Source organism: Paenibacillus sp. CFBP 13594 (genome assembly GCF_014842675.1).
In the GTDB taxonomy this organism is placed as follows: Bacteria; Bacillota; Bacilli; order Paenibacillales; family Paenibacillaceae; genus Paenibacillus; species Paenibacillus amylolyticus_B.
In genome coordinates this window covers 569,703-596,081 of the sequence record NZ_JACYVQ010000003.1, presented here as the reverse complement: position 1 = coordinate 596,081, position 26,379 = coordinate 569,703, and the positions used below count along the sequence as shown (strand labels likewise).

The window sequence follows — 26,379 nt, the reverse complement described above, 5'->3', positions numbered from 1 at the left end:
ATATTTTCATAAAGGAGTGTTTGCATGCATTTATCCAGACGAAAGACCCGTTTCAGGTTCACCTCCCTAACAGGAGCTTTTATGGCTGTGGTTCTGTCTCTCAGTCTATGGGTACCCGCGGTTCAGGCGGAGACTGCAACTCCAGTAGCTGCTGAACAGGGAAAGACGAAAGCGCTGACAACTGAATCGGCTACAGCATTTCTGGATTCATTCTTCGATTCACCTGAGGCAAAGCCCCATTATGTGGGCGCCTCCGTGGTTGTTGTGAAGGATGGCAAAGTTCTGGCGGAAAAAGGATACGGATTCTCCGATGTGGAGAGCAAAACAGCGATCGATCCCAAAAATACCGCTTTCCGTGTAGCCTCTGTCTCCAAAACGTTCACGTCAGCAGCTGTAATGCAGCTGGTAGAGCAAGGCAAGGTTGATCTGCAAGCTGATTTTCAGACCTATGTGAAGGGGCTCGAATTCGATAATCCTTTTCACAAACCTGTAACTGTGGAGAACCTGCTGACACACACGACCGGATTCGAGATCCGTGATCCGCAGCAGGAAGACATCCATACTGATTTCGACAAGTACATAGCGATGGAGGATTACGCACAGCAACACATGCCTCCTGTCGTTCGCGAGCCTGGTAGCGCCTACATGTACGATAACTTCTCGTTTTTGCTGCTTGGCATGATTGTTGAGAATGTAAGCGGCGAGCCTTTTGAATCCTACATGCAACAACATATCTTCAAACCGTTGGGAATGGATAACAGCAGTTTCATGCTGGACAAAAAGTTCCAAAAGCAGCTGGCTACTGGCTATGATGCGGCACACAATCCGCTTGATCTGTACACCATCTCTCCAACACCAATGCCTCATGGTGGCATGTTGTCTACTGCTGAGGACATCGGGAAGTTCATGATTGCGTTCCTGAATGATGGCGTGAAGGGCAACGAGCGTATTCTCAAGGAATCCACAGTGAAAAGTATGGAGCAGTACCGTTCATCCATTCATCCACTGCTACCAAATACCACCTATGGATTCGAAGCTGCATTTCAGCTTCCCGGAGCAGGAAGTAGTCCAAAAATTATTACGAAAGCAGGCGACCTGGCTGGATTCAGCTCTTATCTCTTCCTTATTCCCGAGCAAAATACAGGCGTTTTCCTGACGTATAATCAAAATGGAGCACTTCGTAATCTGTTCTACCCTGCATTTATTCAGAGCTTCTTCCCGCAATATGCAGAGCCTGTGCAGTTCAAGGATTACACGCCGCAATCCGCGGCTGAGCTGCAACGCTTCACCGGATTGTACGCGGATCTGCGGATTAGCACGATCGTCAGCTCCTTGAAAAATGCTGGTAAAGAACCTGGACAACTGAGCATTTCGGACGTTTTTCTGGGTCAACGCAACCTGATTCAAATGGAAGATAATCTCTTCAAAGATGAATTGACCGGTCAATTCACAGCATTCAAGAAAAATGCTGATGGAACCATCTATATGAAAGAACCTTACCTCAACCCCATGGGTTATGAGAAAAAAGGGCAAAAGCCTATGGGCTTCCGGGATGTTCGTGATAACAGTCCTTATGCTGAAGCAATCTATGCCATCCAATCTCTTGGATATTATGAGAATGATGCTAACAAGTCTTTCCAACCGAAATCAGCTGTGACACGAGCTGAATTTATTGAGAACACCCTTAAACTGAGTGGTTTGAAGCCTAGCAAAACAACGCCCCCTGCAGGCACTGACTGGGCAGACCATGCAGCAGCCGGATATATCCAACTTGGATATGAAATGGGTATGATTACTGGCAAGGACAAACAGCAGTTTAAGCCGGATCAAGTCATTATCCGACAGGAAGCCATGGTCATGATGTGGAGAATTCTGCAATTGCAATATCCTAGTGAACTGTTCACGGATGTCAAACTTGCGGGACACACAGACCCATGGGCTGTACCAGCCGTTCAGATGATGGCGAAGCTTGGTATCCATGGACCCGAGGTGAAGGTAATGGAGGATGGTTCTGTTGATTTCCTTTCCCGCAAACCTCTGATTCGTCAGGAAGAGGCTGCGATCATGTATGCGCTGCTTACCCAACCAACAGATCAAATCGTCGCTGAACTGATGGCTGCTCAGCAGCCGCAAGCAGAACCTTCTGAAGAAGCCGAAGCTGTAGAGGAGACATCTGAAACTGCACCGGTTCCAGTACCAGCGCCGGTCCCTTCTGCGGCTTCAGCACAATAAAAATAAAACATCTTCATACCGATTAGATTTATCATGCTCATGATGCAAAAAAACAGGCTTGTTCAGAAGGGAATGATCCTTCATGAACAAGCCTGTTTCTTTAGGTTTCTTACGTTATAATAGCTATCGGTTACATGTTACCGAATTATATCCATCTCTATTCGATCAGCGAAGATACATGACGGTTCCCGTTGCGCTGATCAAACTTGGCTGCAACGGTCTGAGCATGCTCCGCAAAGTAATCGGCCAGCTTGAGCAGGTCGCCTGGATCGCCTTCATACGAGAAGGACGCTGGCAGGCGCATGCGATACCCTTCCGACTCTTTTTCTTCCGCCCAGCGCCGCAATAACGGAGCTGCCTTCGCATAATACATCATTTTGGCGTAAGCATCTTCATGATCGGCTGCGAGCATCAGTGTTTCTTCGAGGATATCAATTCCTTTTGCCGGATTCGTACGTGTGAGATAATCCATCTGCTCCGCAAAACTCTGCACAAAATCGTTCTGGCCTTTGATCAGGCGATATCCCTTGGTCTGATGTTTATCTGCTTCCGCAGTCCGTCCCAACCGATATAGCGGCATCAGAATTTCCGACAACGTTAGATGCGGAATCTCTGCACAGCTCATACGCCCTTTCAGAATAGGCTGTGCCACTTCCAACACCTTCTCATCGTCTCCTTTTAACAAGAAATATCGCATAATCTCATCCTGCTCACACGCCTCACAGTCACTCATGAAGTCGCGGTCTAATGTTCTGAACTTGTCATAACTGCGTCCTGATTCTTCCAGCTCTCCGAAATCCATAAAGATGCGGAAACGATAGTACCAGTAAGAACGCTCACTGTAACCATAAGACTTGAACCGTGCTCCGAAGTCCTCCAGCAGCTCCATGATCTTGTCACGTGATATTTCCGGGAAGTCAGGCATTTTGCCGAGAATCCATTTATATGACCATAATAACGTTTCTTCATCATACAGCTCTGGTTGCTGATCGAACTTGCCAAGTTGCCAGGAAAAAGCGATCAAAGCTTTCATCGGATATCCACAGAAGGTGGCTGCATCCACAATCTCGGAGCGTGCTTCGTACGCCTCCTCAACCATACCATTCACATCGGCTACCCGCGCTGCTTCCTCCAAAAAACCGAGCTTTGCAGGACCATTAGGCAGTTGATAGGCCTCTTCCATCAAATCTTCAAAATCCATCTCTGTCTTCATCAGGCATCTCCCTCATGGTTCATATTTGCGCGTAAACCCCAATCAATAAACCGTACAATTCCCTGGTTCAACACTTCAAGCTCCTGCTTGTTCATGGCGTAATGGCCCATCATCAGTGCGTTGACATACAGCATTTCTATAGCAATCGGTGTCATCTGATTATCTGGTGAAGTCAGCACCCGTTTAATGATGGGATTGTTTACATTCAGATACAACGTCGAGTACCCTGCCGAATTAATGCCTGCCGACAACGAACCGAGAACAGAGGAGAATAAGTCAGTACTCTCTTCGCTTGCTTTTTCCAGCGCACGCAGCGTGGATGATTCCTGCGAAAGGGTAAACAACACCGGCAGATCCGATGGCTTGAATCCTTTCACCTCTGCCCGGCAGCGGAAACGTTGTAATGCCGAATCTGCCAAACGCAGCGCATCATAATACTGGTTACGTTCAGCAGGTGCAACATCCGTGAATGTCATCGATACTTCATCTGGCTCAATCCGCTCGGTCTGTACATGGTTCAGTATGACTGGAAGCATCGCCATCAGTTCCTTATCATAGATGTAACCTGCGTTGACGACCAGCATGGACTGTGCTGAAGCCACATGGTGAATCTGGCGGTATTCATCAATGGAGCCGGTGTAATACAGCGTATCCCCTTCATCAATCAGTTCACCCAGTTCCCGGTGTCCTCTCGTCGTCTCAAAAGGCAGCCAGCGGTGAATCATCGCGTAGAACGCCTGATCCTGAACGGCCAGTGCTTTCATCGAAAGGGCATGCAGGCGAATCAGCTTCTGCAGACGTTCGATCTGATTCTCAGCCATGTCAGCCAGCCCCATACGCAGAGCGTCTCCAAGCTCGGAGCGCACCTCTTCCAGTTTTTCATTTTCATAGAAATGTTCTCTTGATGCCGTCGGTTGAAGCTCATCGGTCCAGATCAGGCATTTCACGAAGAACGCCCACTCCGGCAAAATATTCTCGGCTTTCTCCGAGATCAGCATTCGCTTCAGGTACACCCGGTGAGAACGCTTGGCATTCAGATTCACCGCATGGGGCAGAACATAAGCAATGCCTCCCGTACGACCGGAAGCCGTTGTAAGCGTGATGAAATCCTGGAACTTCTCCCCGAGCAGACGTTCACCAAAAGCAAGCACTTCCGCTCGGCAAGAACGGGCAAGTTCCGGGCGTGTAAGCCAGATCGGAGAATCCTGATTGACAACAGACTGCGCCCCATCATGTATCAACGTAACCGGATAAGGAAGCAAAGCGCCGTAGTAAAATAAAGCTTCTTTCACATACTCCGTTTCAAAATAATGTGCTGCATCCGGTGTACAACGCAGATATACTTTCGTTCCGGGGGACAACTGTGTGTCCAATTGTCTAATCGTATATGTACCATCCGGCTTACCTCTCCACTCCATCGAGGGACCACCCTTAATCGATTGAGTCAGCATAACGATCTCATGACTTACCATGAAACAGCTGAGCAGACCAATACCGAAACGCCCAATAAACGATGTCTCGCCATCCAGCAGTGCCTGTTGTCCCCGCTTCGAGGATTGTCCAATCATCGCCAGAAACTCGTGGATGTCCGCTTCGGTCAGGCCAACTCCGTTGTCCTCCACCATCATCGTCAATTGATCACCGGTTCCTGTCAGCTCGATTCGTGCTTCTCCCTGATATCCCGGCTCCACTTCCTTGCGTGCCGTGATGGCATCTGTTGCATTTTGCATGAGTTCACGCAAGAACACCTTGGGACTACTATATAGATGGTTGGATAAAATCTGGATCATCCCGCTCAGATTCACTTGAAATCGATATTCATTGGATGCTGTCATGACTCACTCACCTTCCTCTACGTCCAAACACAATATGTACCCATACGATGTATTCGTATGGATGTGTTAGACGAATTCATTATGTAATCGTTAGAAACAGACGTTCCCCGTGACAGGCACGCCAAAACATCACGTCAAGCCGGCCCTGGATAACCAAGACCGGCGTATATGCATATTTCAGGCATTCATGAGACGTATGGCCTTATCTTTCATTACCACGTTATGAATAGCAATGAAACGGATGTTCTACCCTAAAATAAGGATACATGTTACAAGGCAGAGTGAAAACAAACCTGAGACCCGATTTCAGGCAGACTTCAGGGTAAATGTGCATCCTGCATTCGGGACTATTGAAGGAGGAAAATATCTTTTTTATCGTCCATTTGAACGATATCAGCCTACCGCACGTATAATCTCCAAACTCAGATCGGACGGTGAATATACATGATCGAAGTACGTAACATATCCAAGCAATTCAAGGTGCATCAAGCACTACATGATGTCAGTTTTACAGTTAAACAAGGCAGTGTCACCGGGTTGATTGGACCTAATGGTTCGGGCAAAACTACACTGATCCGTATCATGAATGGGGTCTTGGGCGCTTCCGGTGGACAGGTAACCATTAACGGATTGGATGCCGCTTGTGAGGCAGAGAAAGTACTGGCCATGTGTGGCACTCTTACCGAGCAAAGTGGATTATATGAAAATATGAGCGGGCGTGACAATCTGACTTTCTTCGCAGATGTTTTTGGCCTGAAGCATGCCCAGAAACGAATCGAAGAGCTTGTAACTCTGTTCGAGTTGCAGGATTATCAGCATCGAAAAGTCGGCACCTATAGCACAGGCATGAAGAAACGCTTGGGCCTTGCACGAGTACTCTTGCATCGTCCTTCCATCCTGTTTCTGGATGAGCCCACCAATGGCCTGGATCCGGATGGAATTCAGATGGTGCTGCGCATTATCCGTCAGTTAAATAAGGAAGAAAAGATGACAATTCTGGTCTCATCCCACGTGCTGTCCCAACTGTCAGCCGTCTGTGATCATTATATTTTCATGGAAAAGGGGCGCATCGTGGAGGAAGGCACGGAACAGGAGATTGTTAGCCGGTACCTGTCCACTCCGAAGCTCGAAGTAGAAGCCGACATGTCCGATGGATGGCACACGGCAACCCACTTTACACCTGAAATAATCTCCGCACATCAAGCGACATTCCAGCTTACATCGCGTGAAGATATTCCATTACTGCTAAGGCAATTAACGGAGCATGGTCAAGTCTATCAGGCCCGCATCACGGGCAGTGATCTGGAAAGTATCTATTTTGCCATAAGGGAGGCACACCACCATGAATAACCGCCAAGCCATACGTGCACTGGTACGTAAAGATATCCGGTCCGTCACAGCCAGCGTTCAGCTCTGGTTGCCCATGTTGATCGTTCCACTGATTATCGGAATCATTATGCCCTCCGCCCTCCTGTGGGCGGCCTCCAGAATGGAACTTCGTTCTCTGGGCAACATCAGCTTTCTACTCGAATCATTGGATGCGTTAACCCATGGTGGACAGATTCCCCAGCTTGCTTCCATGCCTACAGATAATCATCGTATTGTCTATTACTTGGCCATGTATATGTTCGCTCCCTTGTTTCTCATCATTCCGGTGATGGCCTCCAGCATTCTGACAGCCAATAGTTTCGCTGGTGAGAAGGAACGTAAGACGCTGGAAGGGTTGTTATTCACACCGATCAGTATGAACACTCTTTTTAAAGGCAAAGTGCTAGCTGCCCTGATCCCTTCCATTCTATTATCCTGGGTTACTTTCCTGATCTATGGAATCATTGCCAATATTCTGATGTACCCCATGTTTGGAACGTTGATGTTTCCCAATCTGAACTGGATCATACTTGTGGTCTGGGTTGTTCCCGCTTGCAGTCTTATGGTCATTTTATTAAACGTCCTCATCTCGGCCAAGGTCCGTGGGTTCCAGGAAGCCTATCAGCTTGGCGGATTAATTGTCCTTCCCCTCATCGCCTTAGTCGCTGGTCAAGCCAGTGGCATGCTGCTGATTGGTCCTTGGATGTTACTCATGATCGGAGCTGTGCTCATGCTCATTAGTGTGGTTCTCCTTCGTCTGGTCACGTCGTGGAATAGTCGTCAGCAACTGGCGGAAAGTCAGATCTGAATGATGTGGAGTGTAGCGAGGAAATTCAACAGATTACACTGGGCTCGGTTATGCAGATTGAGAAATCAATAAGCGCAGGTTATGATGTTTGGAGAAATATGCTCTGGGATGATTATAGAGAGGAATGGAACAACTGTATGGAATCCAAACTACTTCAAAAATTAAAATATGCTTCACAATTAACGGCACAGGAGAAACATATTGTGGACTATATCCTGAACAATCCCGAAGTTGTATTTGATTCTACAGCCCATGAACTGGCTCAGCAGACCTATACAAGCTCATCCACCATTGTTCGTCTATGCAAAAAGCTGGGTACCAAGGGGTACCCAGACTTTCAGTTAAAGCTTGCTCTTGAATATCAACGCATGCCTTCCGCGTTGCAAACGCAGGATCATGCAATTGCAGAACAAGGCAACGTGCTGGCTGCCATCGACTCTGTTCCTTACCTGTACCAGCAGGCGCTGGATGATACGCGCCGGATGTTAAATGCTCCTGTTTTGCTACGAATCGCGAGTTGGGTCAAAGAATCTGTACGCATTGATGTCTATGGCAGTGATATGAATTATTATCTGGCTCAACAGGCTTGTGCCAAGTGGAATGAACTCGGCATATCTGCGATTGCTCATAACAGTCCGAACATGCATTATTTGAACACGATGAATCCCAATAGCCTGACGCTCTCTTTTGTTATATCTCACACAGGTGAGAACCAATCCATGATTGAAGCCGCCAAAGTGCTAAGCAACAAACAGATGAAAGTCATCGCGGTCACGGGCAACAACCATTCAACCCTGTCCAGACATTGTGATGAAACGTTGCTGGCTTATGGATACAATGAACAATTAAGGCTATCCAAAATGTCTTCGATGGTCTCGGTACTCTACATTTTCGACATGTTGTACATGGGGAGCATTAGCGATACGTATTAACGATTAAAGCTGGTCCGCTGCAAATACAATCCCGGCATTCTTGCGCGCACTCATGAGTACACTCATTACAGACTGGCTGTGTTCGAGTAGTTCGTAACACCGTTTGTAATTCCCATTTGCATGGATGTCCCTGAACGCTTCCCACTCATAGTACAGCCAATTGGATTGGCTCTGGGCATTAAACGCCTCAGCAGGCTCATTCCCGATTTGAAGCTTGATCTCCCGGCAACCGTTTGCTCCTCCCACAACCTGAAGATAACCTTTCTCGCCCTGAATGAGCACAAAGTTCATGCTGTTTGTATCTTTGGCACCTACACATTCCGCAATAAACTCCGGATATTGGAGAACCACAACTCCTGACGTATCAATGCCGTTTGCATGCTGATTCGCGGTATACGATACGGTATTCGGACTGCCAAACAGATTCATGACCAGATGCAGATTATAAATATTGATATCCATCAGCGCTCCGCCGGAGAATTGTGGATTAAATACGTTCGGTGTTTCCCCTGCAAGCAGATCATTGTATTTGCGCGAGTATTGACTGTAGTTACACTGGATGAGCTTGATCGGACCAAGCTTTGGTAGCTGCTCCTGTATGACTTTAATATTGGGCAGATGAATGTTGGAGATGGCTTCAAACAGCAACAGATTCTTTTCTTTTGCAAGTGCAATCAGCGTATCTGCTTCCTGAAGCGTGGACGTGAACGGTTTTTCGCAGACGACATGTTTGCCATGTTGAAGTGCCTGATAGGCCTGTTCGTAGTGCATGCTGTTTGGTGAAGCAATATATACGAGATCTATATTTGTATCTGATAATAGGGATTTCAGGTCCGTATAGATTGTACCGATCCCATACTTACCCGCAAGCTCCTGTGCTGTCTCTCTCTTCCGGGAGTACATCGCTGTACAAGTAACATCTTCCAATTCATTGATCGCAGCTAAAATGGCATCCACAATGGACCCTGTACCAATCGTTGCTATATTCATCATATCGTTTCGCTCCTGTCGTTGGTTTTTTGTCAGTTGGCTCTCTTCGCTGCTTCGATTCCGTCATGTAAAATATCCAATACATATAAAACCTCTTCATCCTTGACCGGTTTATCACCGTGATGTCGAATGGCTTGAAGCAGTTGATCATATAAAATGCCATAGTCTGTCGCTTCCGAAGGGACTTTCTCCGTATGTGATGTTCCCTCATCGTCCACATAACTAATCGTCCCCCAGTTATCCTCCGGTTCAGCTTGAATGGATACCCTGGTTCGTCCATCTCCATTTTTCGTTTGATGCCCACTGCTGTATTTAACAAAGCTCCCTCGATTACCGTGGACAATGAATTTTGGATGTTCGATCTTCACAAGCAGACTGCACTTAATCGTGGCCTTCATTCGTCCATAACGAAAATCAATATCGATATAATCATCGGATTCACCCGGCGCGATCAAACTCCGAACATCATAATCAATTCGGTCAGCTACGCCATAGATGGAGATTAACTGATCGATCGTATGTACAGCCAAACCATGCAGCAATCCAAATCCACTTCTCGCGTACTGTGGCTGAAAATAATCATAGTGGGACTGGATTTCAACAATATTCCCCAATTTGCCGCCCTCAATCACTTTTTTCAATGTCAGGAAGTCACCATCAAATCTGCGATTTTGATTTGCCATGGCGATGAGATTTTTACGAGTGGCTAGTTCAAAGATATCTTTGGCTTCCGCAGAAGTGGAGGCAAATGGTTTCTCCACCAGCACATGTTTCTCGTGTTCCAAGGCCAGCTTGGCGTATTCTATATGGCTATCCACATGGGTAGCGACAACAATCAATTCAATCTCATCATCCTGCAATATGTCTTGGATAATCGTTGTAAAAGTAATCTCGGGATAAAGTAACTCACGTTCTGTATCGCCAACCCGATCTTCCTCGCGACGGTATATCGTCTTCACCTTGATGTTTTCTTTTTTGTCCAGATAAGGCAAATGATAATTCACCACTGCGTTTCCAAATCCGATGATCGCCACATTCATTAACATGATCGCTCACTCCTCTGCTCTGGTTGAATGTTATGTTATCACGATCAAGTCAGGCGAAGAATGCTTTGGAACCGGATTGGCAGCATCATTCGCAATTCGATTTCAGGTTTGAATGACTATGAAATTCAATTTCATCCTCTTCTTTTTTTCATGTTTGAGATCTAACATATCTTCCATAGTTTACCGATATAACATAAGGAATTAACGACATACATATAGAAGAACGAAGGGGACGATGAACGAATGAAAACAGGGTATACATACTTACAACGCACCATCTGTACATTGCTGTTATTTACACTCATTGCAGCAATGACATTGGGAGGTGGAACCGCAGCCCAGGCAGCTTCACTTAGCCAATCCACAGTGTATTATGAGTCTGACGGAGTTTTGTACAAAGTTTCCGCGGATGGCAGCAATACAACAGAAGTATTAATTGATTTCCAAGGTGTGGACTTGCACGGGGCAGGCTCTTATCTCTACTACACGCAGACTGCTTCTTCCACAACATTGCTTCGGGTTCCAAATGACGGGTCCAGCGATGCGGCGGAGACATTTGCTACAGATGTACTCAGCTATTATACGGATAACGGATTCATCTATTATCTGGATGCTACAGGTACCATTTATCGCGCGAATGGCAATAGTGACGCTTCAGCTGTCACCAAGATTGCTGACAAGGCTGATACCGACTTCCCATTCCTCCTGGTAACCAAAGGGCGTGCCTACTATAATGCGTTGGTTAATGGAAACACGTGGATCGTGTCCAAAACGTCCAACGGTTCTGGAGCTGTGCAGCGGATTGCCGCAGGCGCAGTGGAAGGACGTTATTTTACAAATCAAGCCAAAAACGAACTGCAACTGATGGTAAATACAGACCCGTACGAGGATTTCTATTCCACCAATGCTGTTGTCATGTATAAGGTGAACTACAACACTGGTAAAGCGACCGCTGTTAATCCCAAAGCCAAACTGGATGTGAATGCTGTATATTCCGGTGGTTGGGGAAACAATCTTTACGTGTATAACAAAGGAATCGTTCTCGACAGCAATAAGGATTACAATTATGCCAAAGGCAAAGCGTTTGCGTTAACAACTTCAGCCAAAACACTTCAGCTTCATAACAAGAGCGTTCGTGAAATAAGTGCCTTAGGTACAGACAAGGTTGTCCTTATTGATGCAGACAAAAAGGCTTATGCCAAAACGGTCTCGGGCAACAAAGTAACCAAGTCTGCCAACCTGAACCTGACAAATGTAACGTATGTTGCGAATCAATTGACCAATGGTACATCTACGGCTGCATACATTTCGGGCAACAACGGACTCTATTCGGTTAATACAGCTCTCAAGGTAACGAAACTTACCGGGGACGAATGGGATGCATTCCATATCAGAGATGATGTTGCGGGCCTCTTCTATATCAATGCCAAAGATCAATATCGCTTGTATCACGTGCAAACGGGTGGAACAGGGAAAAAAGTAATGAGTGACGTTTTCCTCGACAATATTCTGTTGGTGACACCGTACTAACATATAATGTTGATTCAGGCATATAGCCATTCAACGGACTTATCCATAACAAAAAGGATTACCTGGTAGCCCTAGTGGCTCTTGGTAATCCTTTTTGGGTTGTCGAAAACTATTTTTAAAAAACATCTTCCATATGAGAATGATAATTGTTATCATTAAGAAAATAAGACAAAAGGATGGTCCGTATGACTGAACAGTTTCCCTTCATTGCTGAAACCTCATCTCTACCACTCCTCTCCTCCATGTGCCGTGTGCGTCGTGGGGAGAATTTCCGTGTGCAAGGCAAGACGGTGTCACGGCCCATGCTCTGTCTTATTTTGCAAGGAGACGGTGTTCTGGTCCTGAATGATACAGTCTATACGGCGCAAGCGGGCAACTTGTTTGTACTGAAGCCAGGAACAACCATTGAGGCCGCTGCACGCTCGAATGTGACCGAATGTATATTGCTAAGCATGGATACGGTTTGTTTGCAGCAAGTACGCGGTGAATGGAAAATGACCTCTTCACCTGCCTTCCCGCTGGATTGGCAGACAGGCAGGTTGCTGGTTCGTCATGAGCAGCAGGCTGTATTACGTTTGGAACAACTGTATGAAACCTATCGCGGTCTTCAACCGGATCACTTTATCAGCATACATAGCCAGCTGCATGAACTGCTGCAATTTCTCTCAGAGAACCGGCTGGAAGCCAATCATGAGAAAGTAGACCCTGCCTTGGAACGCAGTATTATGTATATGCGACGTTACATGAGTGAAGGAATCAGCATGGATCAGCTTGCCAAGATTGCTGGACTCACACCAAGCTCTTATTCACGCAGTTTCAAGAAGGCCAAAGGCATGTCACCGACCGATTACCTGAATCGTTTACGTATAGACGAAGCCAAGAAACAGCTGACAGAGGAATCCTGTGTCCTCAAAGACGTCGCGGTATCTGTCGGGTATGGCAATGAGTATTATTTTAGCCGCAAATTCAAACAAACCTTGGGGATTGCTCCCAGCGTATATATGAAAAGAGATCAACTTCGCGTAGCTACGGCATCCATTATGGGATTCCATGAGAACTTGGCCTCGCTTGGACTGCGCCCGGTAGCTGTGCTGGAAGGTCAAGGTCTGTTTGACCGAGAATCGGATGAATATGAACAAGAACGCCGATTAACCAGACAATTCGATCAACTTCGGCAGGCGAAGCCAGACTTGATCATCGGTGACTTTTACCACAAGCCCTATTACGATCACCTGAAAAGTATTGCACCCACCATCATCTTGGAGTCTACTGATGACTGGAAAGAGAACCATATTCGCATAGCCGAACTGGTCGGACGTGAGAAGCAAGCGTTGCTAAATTTCAAAGAACTTGTGTTTCGCAAGCTTGAAGCAAGCCTGAACCTGCAACCCTATTTCGGACAAAAACGGTTGGCTCTGATGGAGGTTACGAATCAGTTCATCCGTTTACAAGGAACTGGCGAGCATCCATTAAATCACTTATTGTATGCCGAATTGGGACTCCAGCCTGCTCAGCTTGTATCTCCCGAAAGTTCCAGAAATGAGTATGCAGCGGATAGTATCCCCGTACTTGACACGGATTACCTGTTAATCCATCGTGCTTCGCTCCAGCCTGTCAGTGAAAAGCTGTTCCGACGCATGAAACAAACGGCATCATGGAATCGATCCCCTGCTGTATTGTATGGTAACGTTCACGATATCTCGAATTGGCAACAGTTATGCTGGACTCCGGCTGGACATCTGCAGATTCTAAATGAACTGGAACAGATTACTCAGCAGTCTGTAGTCTTTCCTCAGGCAGGTCTGATCGGACATTAGATGTGAACATAGGTTGATACTATGGGCAAGATTATCTTTTACATCGTGTTCCTTCATTATAATTCAGTAAGATATTGCACAGGCCAAAGGGCCCTCTCCTATAACGGAAAGGGCCCTTCGCATGTCATTATGAATGTTCCTTAATCTCTTCCTTCGGAACCAGCTTGTATATCTCTTCATTTTCCATGGTATCAATCAACCGATCCAACCATTTGTAATATGCTTCCGCTTGCAAAACTTTGTGTTTGTCTTCCATCAGGATGTGGATAAGTTCAGCATCCGCCTCTTCATCCAAATCATCGACTAATCGATTCAGTTCTTCAATCGATTTGCGCAGAATCTGAAGGTTACTCTCCACGGCTTTTCTCCACTTAATTGCAAAATAATCCGTAAATGTCTGATGCCAGTCATATTCCACTTCATATAGGTCTTTTCTGGAGCCCTTGCTCCACACTTTATTTACCATTTTCAAATCCAGCAGTGTTCGTACACCTGTACTCATACTCGTTTTGCTCATTTCCATTTCCCGTCCCATATCGTCAAGGGTCATTGGTTTGTCTGCAAAAAATAGCAATCCATATAAGTGTCCCGTAGACAGCGTAACCCCGTAGAGATCCATATTACGTCCAATGGCTTCAATGACGCGCTTACGAATCTTCAGCACGGTTGCCTGCTGTTCCTCTTGTAAATGGTCCAAGCCCATGCTTGCAACCTCCATTCTGAACATTCCACAGTCTTTGGCGAAATAATTGCAACACTTTAAAAGTCCTGCTTACATGGGAAAGCACTCGGCCGGACATCATATATGCCAGAGGGCTTTCATTCACCCAATGTATGAAAATGGGAACTTTACCAGGATACAATTGCCTATGACTATCTTTTAACCAAAAAACTCAGCTTCAATTCAGCTCATTTTCTATTGTAGGAAAAGCAATGTCAAATGTAAAGCTGCCTTATTAGCCAGAATAAGGAGAATGGCGGAGTATTTGGACGAGAAACTTTGTACAGTTTTTACTGTACAAACATTATGTACTGTTTATTCGGTTGATATACTGGTTAAGTATTGTTAGTATTAAACTCGTTACCCAGAAAGACGGGAAGCGAAGCAACAACTACCGGATTTCGTGGCTGGGCGCATAAGTGTATGGGCTTATAGATGCTGAAAGCCGTTCGAAGTGCACAACACATCAGAAGGGGTGAAAACATGACCATACTTGAAGTGAAAAACGTAAGTAAATTGTTTGGCCCCCAAACCGAGCAAGGTCTGCAATTACTGGAGCAAGGTTGGGGTAAAGAAAAGTTGGCCAAAGAAAAACAGATAACGGTTGGTGTCAACCGGGTCAACATGGACATTAAAGAAGGCGAGATTTTCGTTATTATGGGACTGTCCGGGAGTGGTAAATCCACACTGGTTCGGATGTTCAACCGTTTGATTGAACCAACATCCGGAGAAATTCTGGTCCATGGTAAGGATCTACGCAAGATGAACAAAGAACAATTGCGCGAAGTGCGCCGGAAAACGATTAGCATGGTCTTCCAGAAGTTTGCGTTGTTCCCGCACCGTACCGTTCTTGATAATGTGGAGTATGGATTGGAAATACAAAAAGTGGATAAGGAAGTACGCCGGGAGAAGGCGAAAACTTCACTGGAGCTGGTTGGCCTTAAAGGCTGGGAAGACAAAATGCCAGATGAACTCAGTGGCGGGATGCAGCAACGTGTCGGCTTGGCGCGTGCACTTGCCAATGACCCGGAAGTACTACTGATGGATGAAGCCTTCAGTGCTCTTGATCCATTGATTCGCCGTGATATGCAAGATGAGTTGATCGAGCTTCAGGATAAAATGAAAAAGACCATTATTTTCATTACCCATGACTTGGACGAAGCGCTGCGCATCGGCGATCGTATTGCCCTCATGAAAGACGGCGCAGTTGTGCAGATCGGTACACCGGAAGAAATCATGATTCAACCGGCCAACTCATACGTGGCCCGCTTCGTCGAAGACGTGGATCTGTCCAAGGTCCTTACAGCATCTCACGTAATGCGTCGCCCTGAAACAATTACGCTTGATCGTGGTCCTCGTGTTGCCCTCGAATTAATGCGCGAACGTGGTATTTCCAACCTGTTTGTCATTGACCGTTCGATCAAACTGCTCGGTGTAATTACAGCTGAAGATGCAACCCGTGCTATGCGCGAAAACAAATTATTGAACGACATTCTGATCACGGACGGGCCTACTGTTGCGCCTGAGACCTTGATTCATGAATTGTTCGAGATTGTAAGTTCTGCCCATGTGCCGCTCGCTGTTGTTGGTGAGAATGGCCGTCTGCAAGGCGTTATCGTCCGCGGTGCCCTGCTGGGTGCACTTAGCGGTGAAGTTGCAGTAAAGGAGGAACTTGCGAATGATTCCCAAAATACCACTAGCATCGTGGATTGAATCCATCGTTGACTGGATGAGCTCCTCGCTCTCCGGATTGTTTAATGTAATCTCTATTGTTATTCAGGCAGTAGTTGGATTCTTCTCCGGGCTGTTCATGCTGCCCCATCCACTCCTGTTCATTGCCATATTGGGTGTTCTTGCGTTCCTCGTAGGTCGACTCCCACTGACACTATTTACGGTTATCGGGTTCTTGCTCGTAGATAACTTGGGATACTGGTCCCAATCGATGGACACACTCGGTCTGGTTATCACTTCAGGATTGGTTTCGATCCTGCTTGGTGTGCCTGTCGGAATCTGGCTCGCATACAGTAAAACTGCGGCGCGTATCATTACACCGCTGCTTGACTTCATGCAGACGATGCCTGCATTTGTCTACTTGCTGCCTGCGGTTACATTCTTTAGTCTTGGTGTCGTTCCAGGTGTTATCGCGTCCGTTATATTTGCGATTCCGCCAACGATTCGTCTGACTCACTTGGGTATCAGACAGGTATCTGGCGAATTGGTTGAAGCAGCTGATGCATTCGGCTCAACTTCCATGCAAAAGTTGTTCAAAGTACAACTTCCACTCGCTTTACCTACCGTGATGTCCGGTATTAACCAGACCATCATGCTGTCACTGTCCATGGTTGTTATTGCCTCCATGATCGGTGCACAAGGTATTGGTGCGGAAGTCTATCGTGCTGTAACACAGCTTCAAATCGGTAAAGGTTTCGAAGCCGGTCTGGCCGTTGTTGTACTCGCGATTGTCCTGGACCGTTTTACACAAAATGTGTTTATGCCAGGTCGTAAAAAGAACTCACGCATTACAGCCAAGCAAAAAGCATGGATCACTGCTGCGGCAACATTCCTTGTGCTTGTAGCTGGTTTCTCACAATACTTCGTTGGTGGCACAACTTCGGCTGGTGGCAACAATTCAGCAGCCAATGCTGTAGGTCAAGAAGTAAACTATCAGATTATCGGTATCGATCCAGGGGCTGGTATCATGAAGTCCGCTGCAAAAGCGATCGAAGACTATAAATTGACTGACTGGACTCTGATTGAAGGCTCTGGTGCAGCCATGACGGCCACGCTGGACAAAGCGATCAAAAATGAAGATCCAATTATCATTACAGGTTGGACTCCACACTGGATGTTCAACAAATATGATCTGAAATATCTGGAAGATCCGGAGAAATCTTTCGGTGATGCTGAAGAAATTCACACCATCGCCCGTAAAGGTCTGAAAGAAGATCACCCTGTTGCATTTGAATTCCTGTCCCGTTTCCAATGGACCTCGGATGACATGGGTGAAATGATGACTGCTATCCAGGATGGCACATCCGCAGAAGAAGCAGCTAAAGCTTATGCTGAGAAACATGCCGATCAGATTGCTGAGTGGACCAAAGGTCTGACTCCAGTGAACGGTGATGCATTCAAACTGAGCTATGTGGCTTGGGATTCCGAAATTGCAAGTACGAACTTGCTGAAATATGTAATGGAAAACGAATTGGGTTATAAAGTTAACGCTCTGCAAGTCGAAGCCGGGCCCATGTGGACGGGTGTTGCCTCAGGCGACGTAGATGCCTCTCCAGCAGCTTGGCTGCCATTGACACACGCAGACTACTGGGAACGTTACAAAGACCAGGTGGACGATCTGGGGGCCAATATGACAGGTGTACGTACAGGCCTCGTGGTTCCTAGTTACATGACTGAAGTCAATTCGATTGCAGATCTGGAGACAGGTGCCGCTTCTTCCACTCCATCGGCAAGTGCCAATGTGGGCGAAGAGGTTAATCACCAGATTGTTGGAATTGATCCAGGTGCAGGTCTGATGAAGGCCACAGCAAACGCCATTAAGCATTATGATTTGTCAAACTGGAATCTAATCGAAGGCTCCGGAGCCGCAATGACTGCATCGCTGGACAAAGCTTATAAAAATGAAGAACCCATCATCGTTACGGGTTGGACTCCGCACTGGATGTTCAATCAGTATGATCTGAAGTATTTGGACGATCCCGACTTAATTTTCGGCGATGCAGAGGAAGTTCACACGGTTGGACGTAAGGGAATCAAAGAAGATCATCCCGTTGCCTATGAGTTCTTCTCTCGTTTTAATTGGACTGCGGATCAAATGAGTGAAATCATGGTAGACATTCAAAAGGGCGTTTCGCCTGAAGAAGCTGCCAAGACTTATGCAGAAAAACATCCGGACCAAATTGAAGAATGGACCAAGGGGTTAACCCCGGTTAAAGGTGACAATTTACGTCTCGGTTATGTTGCATGGGACTCTGAAATTGCGAGTACCAACCTGATGAAGTATGTGCTTGAGACGGATCTGGGTTACACAGTCAAAGCATTGCAAGTCGAAGCTGGTCCCATGTGGGCAGGCTTGGCAGCAGGTGATATTGATGCTTCTCCAGCCGTTTGGCTCCCACTTACACATGGAGACTACTGGGAGACATATGGTGACCAGATTGAAGATATCGCTGTCAGCATGACAGGAGTTAAACAAGGTCTGGTTGTTCCGACTTACATGGATATCAATTCTGTTGAAGACTTAAAAGATAATTAAACCAGATTGAGATGAATAAACCTGAATTTGGTAAAAAGACCACCGAAATTTTTCGGTGGTCTTTTTGGTATGGCTATGTTTTTTTCAGGCATGCTATTTGATTTGATATTCTATCCTGGTCACACTGCATACTGCTACTTTAAGCATTCAAACGCTTTTTTCATTTGACTCTTCTCACATATCCTCTTACTTTGCCTTCGCTCATGAACATCGTATGTAGATGATACTTGGTGAGTTCGTTTATCCCAGTAACTATCCGATCAGTAACAGTAGTACACCAATGACAATCATGACTACACCGAGAATACCATATACTACTCTAGCGCCCTGCCGTCCAATGGTCTTCACAAAAATTCCTGCTCTAAAGCTCTTCATAAACCAGTCCCAATTGTTGATACCTCCGAGCAAACTAAAAATTCCTGCCGCTATGGCAAATAGTGCGATTAAAACGGGTTGATCTTGCATGTCGTCTACACTCCTTCAATATAATCCTGTCTACTATACCTTCACTTGGTGAAAATTAACAGGCATTAACTAGAAAAAACAGCTTGCAGATGAAAGTCTGCAAACTGTTCTACACCGTCTATATCATGTATTTTATTGCTTTTTCAAATCGCTTGCCGCCAATAACAAGGTTACCACTTCAGCACGTGTTGCTTCAGCGAGTGGGTTAAACATATTCTTCCCTGTTCCCTTCACCAGTCCTGCATCATATGCAGCAGCGATATATGGAACAGCCCAGGTTGGTACTTTATCTGCGTCCGCAAAGCTCAATGACGGATTGGACGGTACAGGAAGACCGAGTGCTCTGACGAGCATAACCGTCATCTCTACCCGTGATACTTTGCCCGATGAACGGAACGTATCATCCGTATACCCACTAATGATTCCTTGATCGACTGCCTGAGCAATAAAGGATTGCGCCCATGCAGGTATACCAGCCGCATCCTTAAACGTCAATACCTTGTTGCTTACTGGAAGTTCAAATGCTCTTCCCAACATAACAATGAATTCGGCGCGGGTGGCTGGTGCATTCGGACGGAAATTACCATCCTGATACCCGTTCACAATTCCCCGGGAAATGGCCTGCTCAATGGCAGCCGCAGCCCAGTGATTTCCGATGTCCTTCAGGTCTACAACAGGTGTGGTTGGTTTAGGAATTCCTCCATTACCCGGAACGGTTGGCGTAGTGGGGTTTGTAGGATTGGTTGGTGTAGTCGGTGTGGTTGGAGTTATAGGCGGAGTAGGTGTTGTAGACCCTCCACCACTGTTACCACTGCCCGGATTACTTCCATTATTGCCGCCACCATTACCAGGGTTGCTTCCATTTCCGTCCCCCGGAAGTGGCGCTCCCTTCAAATCCATACTGCGTCCTTCCGTCTTTTGATTGACTGTACCTACACGGTCCAAATGTTCACGGAAGATTTCATAATCGACCAGATTCAATTCGTAGAATCGATTATCATCTTTCACTATTCTCATAGCACGATAGAAATCTCCACCGTTAGCCATGAATGAATTGGTAGCAACGATATAATACCCGTTCGGATCGATATCCGAGTAGGTCCCATCTGCATTCTTAATCTGAACCTTGACCACACGTTGACCGATTTGGGTTACGGTGTTGGTTGTGGCATCAATTTTTTCACCTGGTTTCGTGGAATCGTAGTAGAACCGCATGCCTGCCACTTGCGGGAAGCGCCCTTCTCCCGTTTCCACACCACTAACCCCATTTTCTAACGCGGCTGTGATTTCCTTACCTGTCATTTTCAATGCAGACAGGTTATTCCCGAATGGCATCACAGTCAGGAGATTGCCCAGCGTAATATCACCTGTCTGGAATGAAGCTCGAATACCACCGCCGTTCTGAATTGCGACGTATCCTTTGACATCATTCTCCTGCACAATGGATTTCACTTTTTCCAGCATACCGTCTGTCATCAGGTTTCCTAAATTGGTTTCCTGTTTCCGCACAGTACCACGTTCTCCATCCAGGAAGACATTTGTTTTACCGATAACGGTTTTCTTGAATTGTTCCAACAGTGGAGCATATTCTTGCAGCTTGTTTGCAGCTTCCACATCATCCGCATAGATGAATTGACCGTTAGCATCTTTCGCATCCAGGCTCAGCAATTTGCCGTTCCACTTTTTCAATATACCTTCTTCATCAAACGTAACATCCAATTGACCAAGAGACACGTCATATTCACCGGTTTGTACAACCAAAGTTGGGTCCGCATGGGTATCCACCAAAACGGGTGCGTTCAGAATGGTGTGTGAATGCCCACCTACCACAATGTCGATTCCTTCGACGGCTTCAGCCAATTTGAGATCCTCTGAGTAGCCCAGATGAGTCAAAGCAATAATTTTATTGATACCTTCATTTTGCAGCATCTGTACAGTTGCTTGTGCACTTGCCTTATAATCCGCAAACTTCAAGTCATCTCCCGGTGAAGAAAGAGATACCGTGTCAGGTGTTGTCAGTCCGAAAATACCGACTCGCTCACCATTCACTTCCGTAATAATCGCCGGATAGATTCCAGCTTTCTCACCCGGATCACCGATGCTATTGTTGTACAAGCCACTCAAGCTCGCATCCTTTGAATAGTTAATATTGGCACTCACAAATGGGAACTCTGCTTTTTCAATAAATGCTTTCAGTACGCTCGGACCTTTATCAAACTCATGATTACCGAAGGTCATCGCATCGTATCCGATCATGTTCATGAACTCCAGATCAGCCAGACCGTTAAACAGATTGAAGTACAATGTTCCTGAGAATACGTCTCCTGCATCCAGCACCAACGTGTTATCATTGCGAGCTTCCTTGATTGCCGTTACTCGGCGCGGAATGTTATCCAGATGCGCATGGGTATCATTCGTGTGCAGTACGCGCAGGTTGAAGTCCCCTGCTTCCACCGAATCTCCGATACTTAATTGGGCGAGTAGTGGATCATGGTCACTCACCCGTCCATCCGCTGTCTCAAAATCGGCATTCACATGTACCACTTCGATGGCTGCCGTCTCAGTCAGGTTTTTACTCACCAGAATATGATCCAGTGTCTGAGAGTTACCATCATAGATATAGGAGTAGCGCTGATTTTCTGGCAGTTCGTTTACCAGATTGTCCAATTCATTACCCTCAACAATGTTCAAAGTATTTGAGAATTGGAAATCATTGAAGTCGCCGAGAACAGCGACATTTACCTCTGGGTCTTTGTTCAGTAAATCTTTCACAAAGCCATTCACCAATGCCGCTTGCTTCGCACGTTGAACTTCACTGCTTCGAGTGGCAGGCTGTATGCTTCCAAACGGTTTCAGGTCTCCGCCTTTGGAATTGAAGTGATTGGCAATCACCACTACACGTTCACCATTGAATTCGAATTCAGCGGCGAGCGGTTTGCGAGAGCTGGCGAACGCCTCGTCTTCCGGTGCAATCCGACCTGGGTTATTAGATAGACTGCCGTCAGCTTTGACTGCGATCGCTGTCGTAGCATTTCCTTTTCCAATACCGGTAGCCAACGATACACGGTTCGGTTGGTATAGGAATCCCACCCGAATATTGGCACCTGGTGCCCCACCATCCTTGTTATTTTCCGGAGAAATCTCACTATATCGATATGTTGGTCCGTTGTTCTCTTTGATTGCATCAATTAGAGTCTGAAAACTCTCATTAGCTGCTGTTGTACCAGTGTCGGCATCGCCATCGTTATCCTGAACTTCCATAATGCCAATGATGTCTGGCGTTTTCAGATTATCCACGATGATTTTGCCGATTTTATTGGCTCGAGTTGCATCTTTTTTGCTGAAGTTCTCCACATTAAACGTGGCGATGGTCAGTTTGTCTGCTGCTTTCTCAATGGAAGTAGTCGCTTGCTTCGTTGTTCCGGGGATGACTGCTGGCAAACTCCCTTCAGGACTCACCTTGAAATTACCGCTAGAGTATGTCAGTACTCCAATTACGTTACCATCCAACTTATCGCCTGTTTTTACTGCTTTGGAAGGTTTCTTGCCGATAAACAGACGCTGCGGGTTGAGATCACTTTCATTTACACCTTTCTTGTTATCGGTCAAAATAACACCACCATTAGGTGTGCGAAGTGGGTTGTTCTCACCATTATCCACAACAACGGCCAAGCCCGGTTGACTGGAGTACGGACCTATAATTTCAGGCTTTTCCAGTTCAACACGCATGCCTTCCAGACTTTCATAGAAGTCTATCGCATCCGTCTCGGGATTAAATTCTGCAAAAGAGTCCGAATCAATAACTGTTGGAATGATGCGACCACTGACACCCAACTTCACAGGTACAGGTAAATCAACCTTATCTAACACTTTGACAATGGTACTCGCCGTAATTTGCGTGGTAGTTAACTCGTTAACCGCTCCATATTCCGTAACTTTACCGGATACCTTCACTTGATTGCCAACGATAACTCCATGACTCGGTTTATATACCTGAATGGCTTCGGAGGTCCGAACATCATTGTCAATCTCATCCGGGATCTCTTGCATGTAAAAACTGCTTGTACTGACAGAAGTAACAATGCCTTCGATATCCTTAACATCATATCCGTTAAAAACAGAGGTATGTCCTGCGCCCTGAATATCATGGATACGCAAGTTTTCTTTATCAGGAAGTACTTGATACGTAAAGGTGTACACTGCACTGGATTGTCCATTAAGAATGGCAACAGCCTTGATTACGATGTCTTGATCAATCACTATTGGACTACTATACTCGGCGGAAGAAGAAGTAGGCTCTGTATTATCCGTCGTGTAATGTACAACTGCACTCTTGGCTGGAGAGGTTAATGTGACTTCATTGTTCCGGGGAATCCCGCCAGATGGAACACTTGCCAATACAGACAGGCTATTTTCTACAATATCTGCGGCTGTTCTAGGCAAAAGCTCTAATCCGTAATTACTGTTGAAGGTCAGAACGCCCTGCACATATTCGTAGGTTTTGCCAACAGTTAGCGCGGTAGGAGAGTTTTTGGCATAAATCGTCATCTCAGCACCGTGACTATCCGTAGCGTAAAACGTCGAACTACTGCCCCGTGTCACCTGAATATCTCTTACTTCGACAAACATTCCCTCATACTTTTCGCCCGGACCTTTGTTACTTTGGTCTGCTGGTCTGACAAAGTCTGTGGACACCATATTTTTGGGTTCGGGGAGTGTTATATTTTGCTCAGTGACCTTCATGTATCCTTCGGAAAAACCTGACTTATCCTTCTCGATCTGGACGAGTCCGCTGTAGTGGGTAATTGGACCATACACTTCAATACGATCCCCCACGTCAACTTGATTTTTCGCTCGGACTACAATGCCAGCCTCTTCGTCTTGGATATAATAATTCGTGAATTCTCCGGAGAGTTCACTGTACGTTACGACACCTGAAACGGCTACATTTGTATTTGGTGCAAGTACTCGTGCATCAGCAATGGATATGATTCCAGTCCCGTCTGCTTCCTGCACTTCTGCATTATCCGTCTCAGCTGGTTCCTCACTTTTAGTTTCATCCATATCATCATCTTCGTTAGTCGGTGACTCTAGGTCTGACGATTCTTCAGTTGGGACAGCATCCGGTATGGATGTCTCCTGATCACTTGTTTGCGGCTCTTCCGTTACTACACTTTCCTCATCAGCATATGCGGTGCTACTTAATCCACCTATTGGTGCCGCACCTGTAACGACAAGAACGAAAACCAGAAACCCTTGTGCCCAACGTTTCACTTGCTTGTTGTTCATTCGTCCTACCCCCATGTTTTCAACTTGGCAATCATTTGTTCAGCCAGCTTGTACATTAGTTCAAATATAAGATAACTGAATAACAGACTTGTGTAAACAATATTTCATCGATATGAAATAAAATAGAACATATACATTACAGAAAGAAATCATTTTCTATTATCCAATGCTAATTAGGACTAATTTCAGATCAAATTCATGTCTTTTTGATCTTTTTGGGTCATATCCATGTGCACATTAAATCATTCACGTTAGATAAATTAACATACAAGTTATAAATCGTTTCGTATTTCGACATTTAGTGACAGTCCTCATTTCTTTAAAACCACTAAAACCTGAGTCTTGAGACATGCATTTTCACATGATAAAACGATATGTACGGATCACATTAAATCACCACATTAACTGAGTATAAAAGAGAACTATTAAACGTAAAATCAGTAAGAGTTAATAGAGTGTTAATTATTACCTGATAATAAACAAAGACATATAACCACAACAAAAAAAAACCACAAGAACATCTCCAATTACGCTAAGAGATTTTCTTGTGGGGTAATATAAAATATGATAATAATTTCACTTTTTCGAAATGTTACAGACGGTCTTCAATACACTTCTGTGTCTGGTGTCAATGTAATATTACTTCCATAGGGTTCAATTAATCCTTGTTGCTCCAAGTACTGATCAACGTATCGATCTGCATTCAGTGAAGTTGACCCGATCCAGTCTGAATATGTTTTTCCAAACATTTTATATAGTATGTCACTAGTATATTCATTACTTAATTCCCCAAAAACAGTATATAACTGTTTTACCGTATTTGTGTGTTTTTTCCCCTCTAAATCGGTCCATGTTACTTTTTTATTCAGATCTACCTTTCTTATATCCTTAGTATATATTTGTACAGTTGACCCATTGACTTTGAAGTACACACGGATGCTTTTTTCGTAAGGATGACCCTTGAGAATGCTCCACCCTTTCATGTCTCCAGTAGCTGGTACAGCATAAAGTTTTCCTTTTGTTGGGGTTGCAGCTGTTACACTATTTTGTTTTTGAGGTTGTTCAATATTAATAGTCATTTTACCTTTACCAATGGATACTTGCATCTGCTTAGCTTTGGAATTATAAGTCAAATTTCCATCCAGAGCATCTGAGAGAACAGAAGCAGGAAACAAAGTTACGCCATTTTGAACAAGCAGTGGGGACTTGAGAGTTAATGGCTCTCCATTTAACGTTGCTTTAGTTCCCGTTTTCGGGAGAGTTAATCTGGTAGAACCAACTTTAATCTCGAAGACGTCCTGTTGAGCAATGTAACTAACACTCCCTCCCAGTGCCTTGAATACCTCTTTCATCGGAACAAGAGTCACACCATTTTTTATGTATCCTCCATCAATTGCTTCATCCAAGCTACCTGAAATAGTAACTGATCTTTCAACATTTTCGACTTTAACAGTAATTGTTGAAGAACCTACACCTATTACCTTTACCATCCCAGTGCTCAGCACTTGAAGTATATGAGGTTCACTGATCGTATAATCTGTTTTTGTAAGACCTGTATTTCTTCTGTAGTATGGATCGTTATCGCTATGTATTGAATTTTCATCATCATACACAACAACTATATTAAGATTAATCTTACCACCGACCGAAACTGAAGTATTAGGGATGAGTTCAATATTTTTAACTTTAAGTTCCTCCGCATAAACACTTGAAACAAACAAAAACATAAATGCCATCATTAGAACCGTTACTCTTTTCATTCACTTGTACTCCTTCTTATTTTTATTATTGTCCATTGCTTTTCATGAATCCATTTATTGGGATACCCCTTTCAGCTTCCTATTCTATTTTCGGATGCATTAACAA

16 protein-coding genes are annotated in these 26,379 nt (G+C 45.4%); 8 read left to right on the top strand and 8 right to left on the bottom strand.

Annotated features, from left to right (window positions below; all coding sequences use genetic code 11):
• The first annotated feature begins 24 nt into the window (after window positions 1-24).
• On the top strand, window positions 25-2,232 hold the full coding sequence (locus IFU39_RS13425) for a serine hydrolase (protein ID WP_192133128.1): 2,208 nt from the start codon (window positions 25-27) through the stop codon (window positions 2,230-2,232).
• A 157-nt stretch (window positions 2,233-2,389) separates the two neighbouring features.
• Here the strand turns inward: IFU39_RS13425 and IFU39_RS13420 are convergent, their stop codons facing one another.
• Both IFU39_RS13420 and IFU39_RS13415 read right to left on the bottom strand, forming a co-directional pair.
• Window positions 2,390-3,445 (bottom strand): hypothetical protein, encoded by a 1,056-nt coding sequence (locus IFU39_RS13420; RefSeq protein ID WP_091015337.1) that lies wholly within the window; start codon window positions 3,443-3,445, stop codon window positions 2,390-2,392.
• Complete coding sequence (locus tag IFU39_RS13415; protein ID WP_192133127.1) at window positions 3,445-5,280, bottom strand: HSP90 family protein; 1,836 nt, start codon at window positions 5,278-5,280, stop codon at window positions 3,445-3,447. The genes IFU39_RS13420 and IFU39_RS13415 overlap by 1 nt, the downstream gene beginning before the upstream one ends.
• Window positions 5,281-5,724: 444 nt before the next feature.
• On the opposite strand from IFU39_RS13415, the gene IFU39_RS13410 reads away from it, so the two are divergent.
• Genes IFU39_RS13410 through IFU39_RS13400 form a run of 3 tightly spaced genes read left to right on the top strand, consistent with a single transcriptional unit; the run spans window position 5,725 to window position 8,388 of the window.
• Entirely contained in the window at window positions 5,725-6,630 is a 906-nt protein-coding gene (locus IFU39_RS13410) for an ABC transporter ATP-binding protein (RefSeq protein WP_192133126.1), read from the top strand.
• Window positions 6,623-7,456, top strand: coding sequence for an ABC transporter permease (locus IFU39_RS13405; protein ID WP_091015342.1), 834 nt, complete (start codon window positions 6,623-6,625; stop codon window positions 7,454-7,456). Before IFU39_RS13410 ends, IFU39_RS13405 begins: the two co-directional genes overlap by 8 nt.
• A 50-nt stretch (window positions 7,457-7,506) precedes the next feature.
• On the top strand, window positions 7,507-8,388 hold the full coding sequence (locus IFU39_RS13400) for a MurR/RpiR family transcriptional regulator (protein WP_244660968.1): 882 nt from the start codon (window positions 7,507-7,509) through the stop codon (window positions 8,386-8,388).
• Between the two features lie 3 nt (window positions 8,389-8,391).
• On the opposite strand, the gene IFU39_RS13395 is transcribed toward IFU39_RS13400, so the two are convergent.
• Window positions 8,392-9,378: a Gfo/Idh/MocA family protein gene (locus tag IFU39_RS13395; protein WP_192133233.1), complete on the bottom strand. Its 987-nt coding sequence runs from the start codon at window positions 9,376-9,378 to the stop codon at window positions 8,392-8,394.
• A 32-nt stretch (window positions 9,379-9,410) separates the two neighbouring features.
• Window positions 9,411-10,424, bottom strand: a complete 1,014-nt coding sequence (locus IFU39_RS13390; RefSeq protein WP_192133124.1) for a Gfo/Idh/MocA family oxidoreductase — start codon at window positions 10,422-10,424, stop codon at window positions 9,411-9,413.
• 243 nt (window positions 10,425-10,667) lie between these two features.
• On the opposite strand from IFU39_RS13390, the gene IFU39_RS13385 reads away from it, so the two are divergent.
• Both IFU39_RS13385 and IFU39_RS13380 read left to right on the top strand, forming a co-directional pair.
• Entirely contained in the window at window positions 10,668-11,954 is a 1,287-nt protein-coding gene (locus IFU39_RS13385) for a DUF5050 domain-containing protein (RefSeq protein WP_192133122.1), read from the top strand.
• A 185-nt stretch (window positions 11,955-12,139) separates the two neighbouring features.
• Window positions 12,140-13,771 carry a helix-turn-helix domain-containing protein gene (locus IFU39_RS13380; RefSeq protein ID WP_192133120.1) on the top strand — a complete coding sequence of 544 codons (1,632 nt, stop codon included), beginning with the start codon at window positions 12,140-12,142 and terminating at the stop codon, window positions 13,769-13,771.
• A gap of 127 nt (window positions 13,772-13,898) precedes the next feature.
• On the opposite strand, the gene IFU39_RS13375 is transcribed toward IFU39_RS13380, so the two are convergent.
• Window positions 13,899-14,474, bottom strand: a complete 576-nt coding sequence (locus IFU39_RS13375; protein WP_105597693.1) for a GbsR/MarR family transcriptional regulator — start codon at window positions 14,472-14,474, stop codon at window positions 13,899-13,901.
• A gap of 501 nt (window positions 14,475-14,975) precedes the next feature.
• Here IFU39_RS13375 and IFU39_RS13370 point away from each other — a divergent pair.
• Window positions 14,976-16,205: a quaternary amine ABC transporter ATP-binding protein gene (locus IFU39_RS13370; protein ID WP_192133118.1), complete on the top strand. Its 1,230-nt coding sequence runs from the start codon at window positions 14,976-14,978 to the stop codon at window positions 16,203-16,205.
• On the top strand, window positions 16,171-18,759 hold the full coding sequence (locus tag IFU39_RS13365; RefSeq protein ID WP_192133115.1) for a glycine betaine ABC transporter substrate-binding protein: 2,589 nt from the start codon (window positions 16,171-16,173) through the stop codon (window positions 18,757-18,759). The genes IFU39_RS13370 and IFU39_RS13365 overlap by 35 nt, the downstream gene beginning before the upstream one ends.
• Before the next feature lie 252 nt (window positions 18,760-19,011).
• Here IFU39_RS13365 and IFU39_RS13360 read toward each other — a convergent pair whose 3' ends face one another.
• The 3 genes from IFU39_RS13360 to IFU39_RS13350 form a co-directional block, all read right to left on the bottom strand.
• Window positions 19,012-19,224: an immunity 17 family protein gene (locus tag IFU39_RS13360; RefSeq protein ID WP_047842001.1), complete on the bottom strand. Its 213-nt coding sequence runs from the start codon at window positions 19,222-19,224 to the stop codon at window positions 19,012-19,014.
• A 132-nt stretch (window positions 19,225-19,356) separates the two neighbouring features.
• Window positions 19,357-24,513 (bottom strand): S-layer homology domain-containing protein, encoded by a 5,157-nt coding sequence (locus IFU39_RS13355; protein ID WP_192133113.1) that lies wholly within the window; start codon window positions 24,511-24,513, stop codon window positions 19,357-19,359.
• 605 nt (window positions 24,514-25,118) lie between these two features.
• Window positions 25,119-26,273: a copper amine oxidase N-terminal domain-containing protein gene (locus IFU39_RS13350; protein ID WP_192133111.1), complete on the bottom strand. Its 1,155-nt coding sequence runs from the start codon at window positions 26,271-26,273 to the stop codon at window positions 25,119-25,121.
• Window positions 26,274-26,379 lie beyond the last annotated feature (106 nt).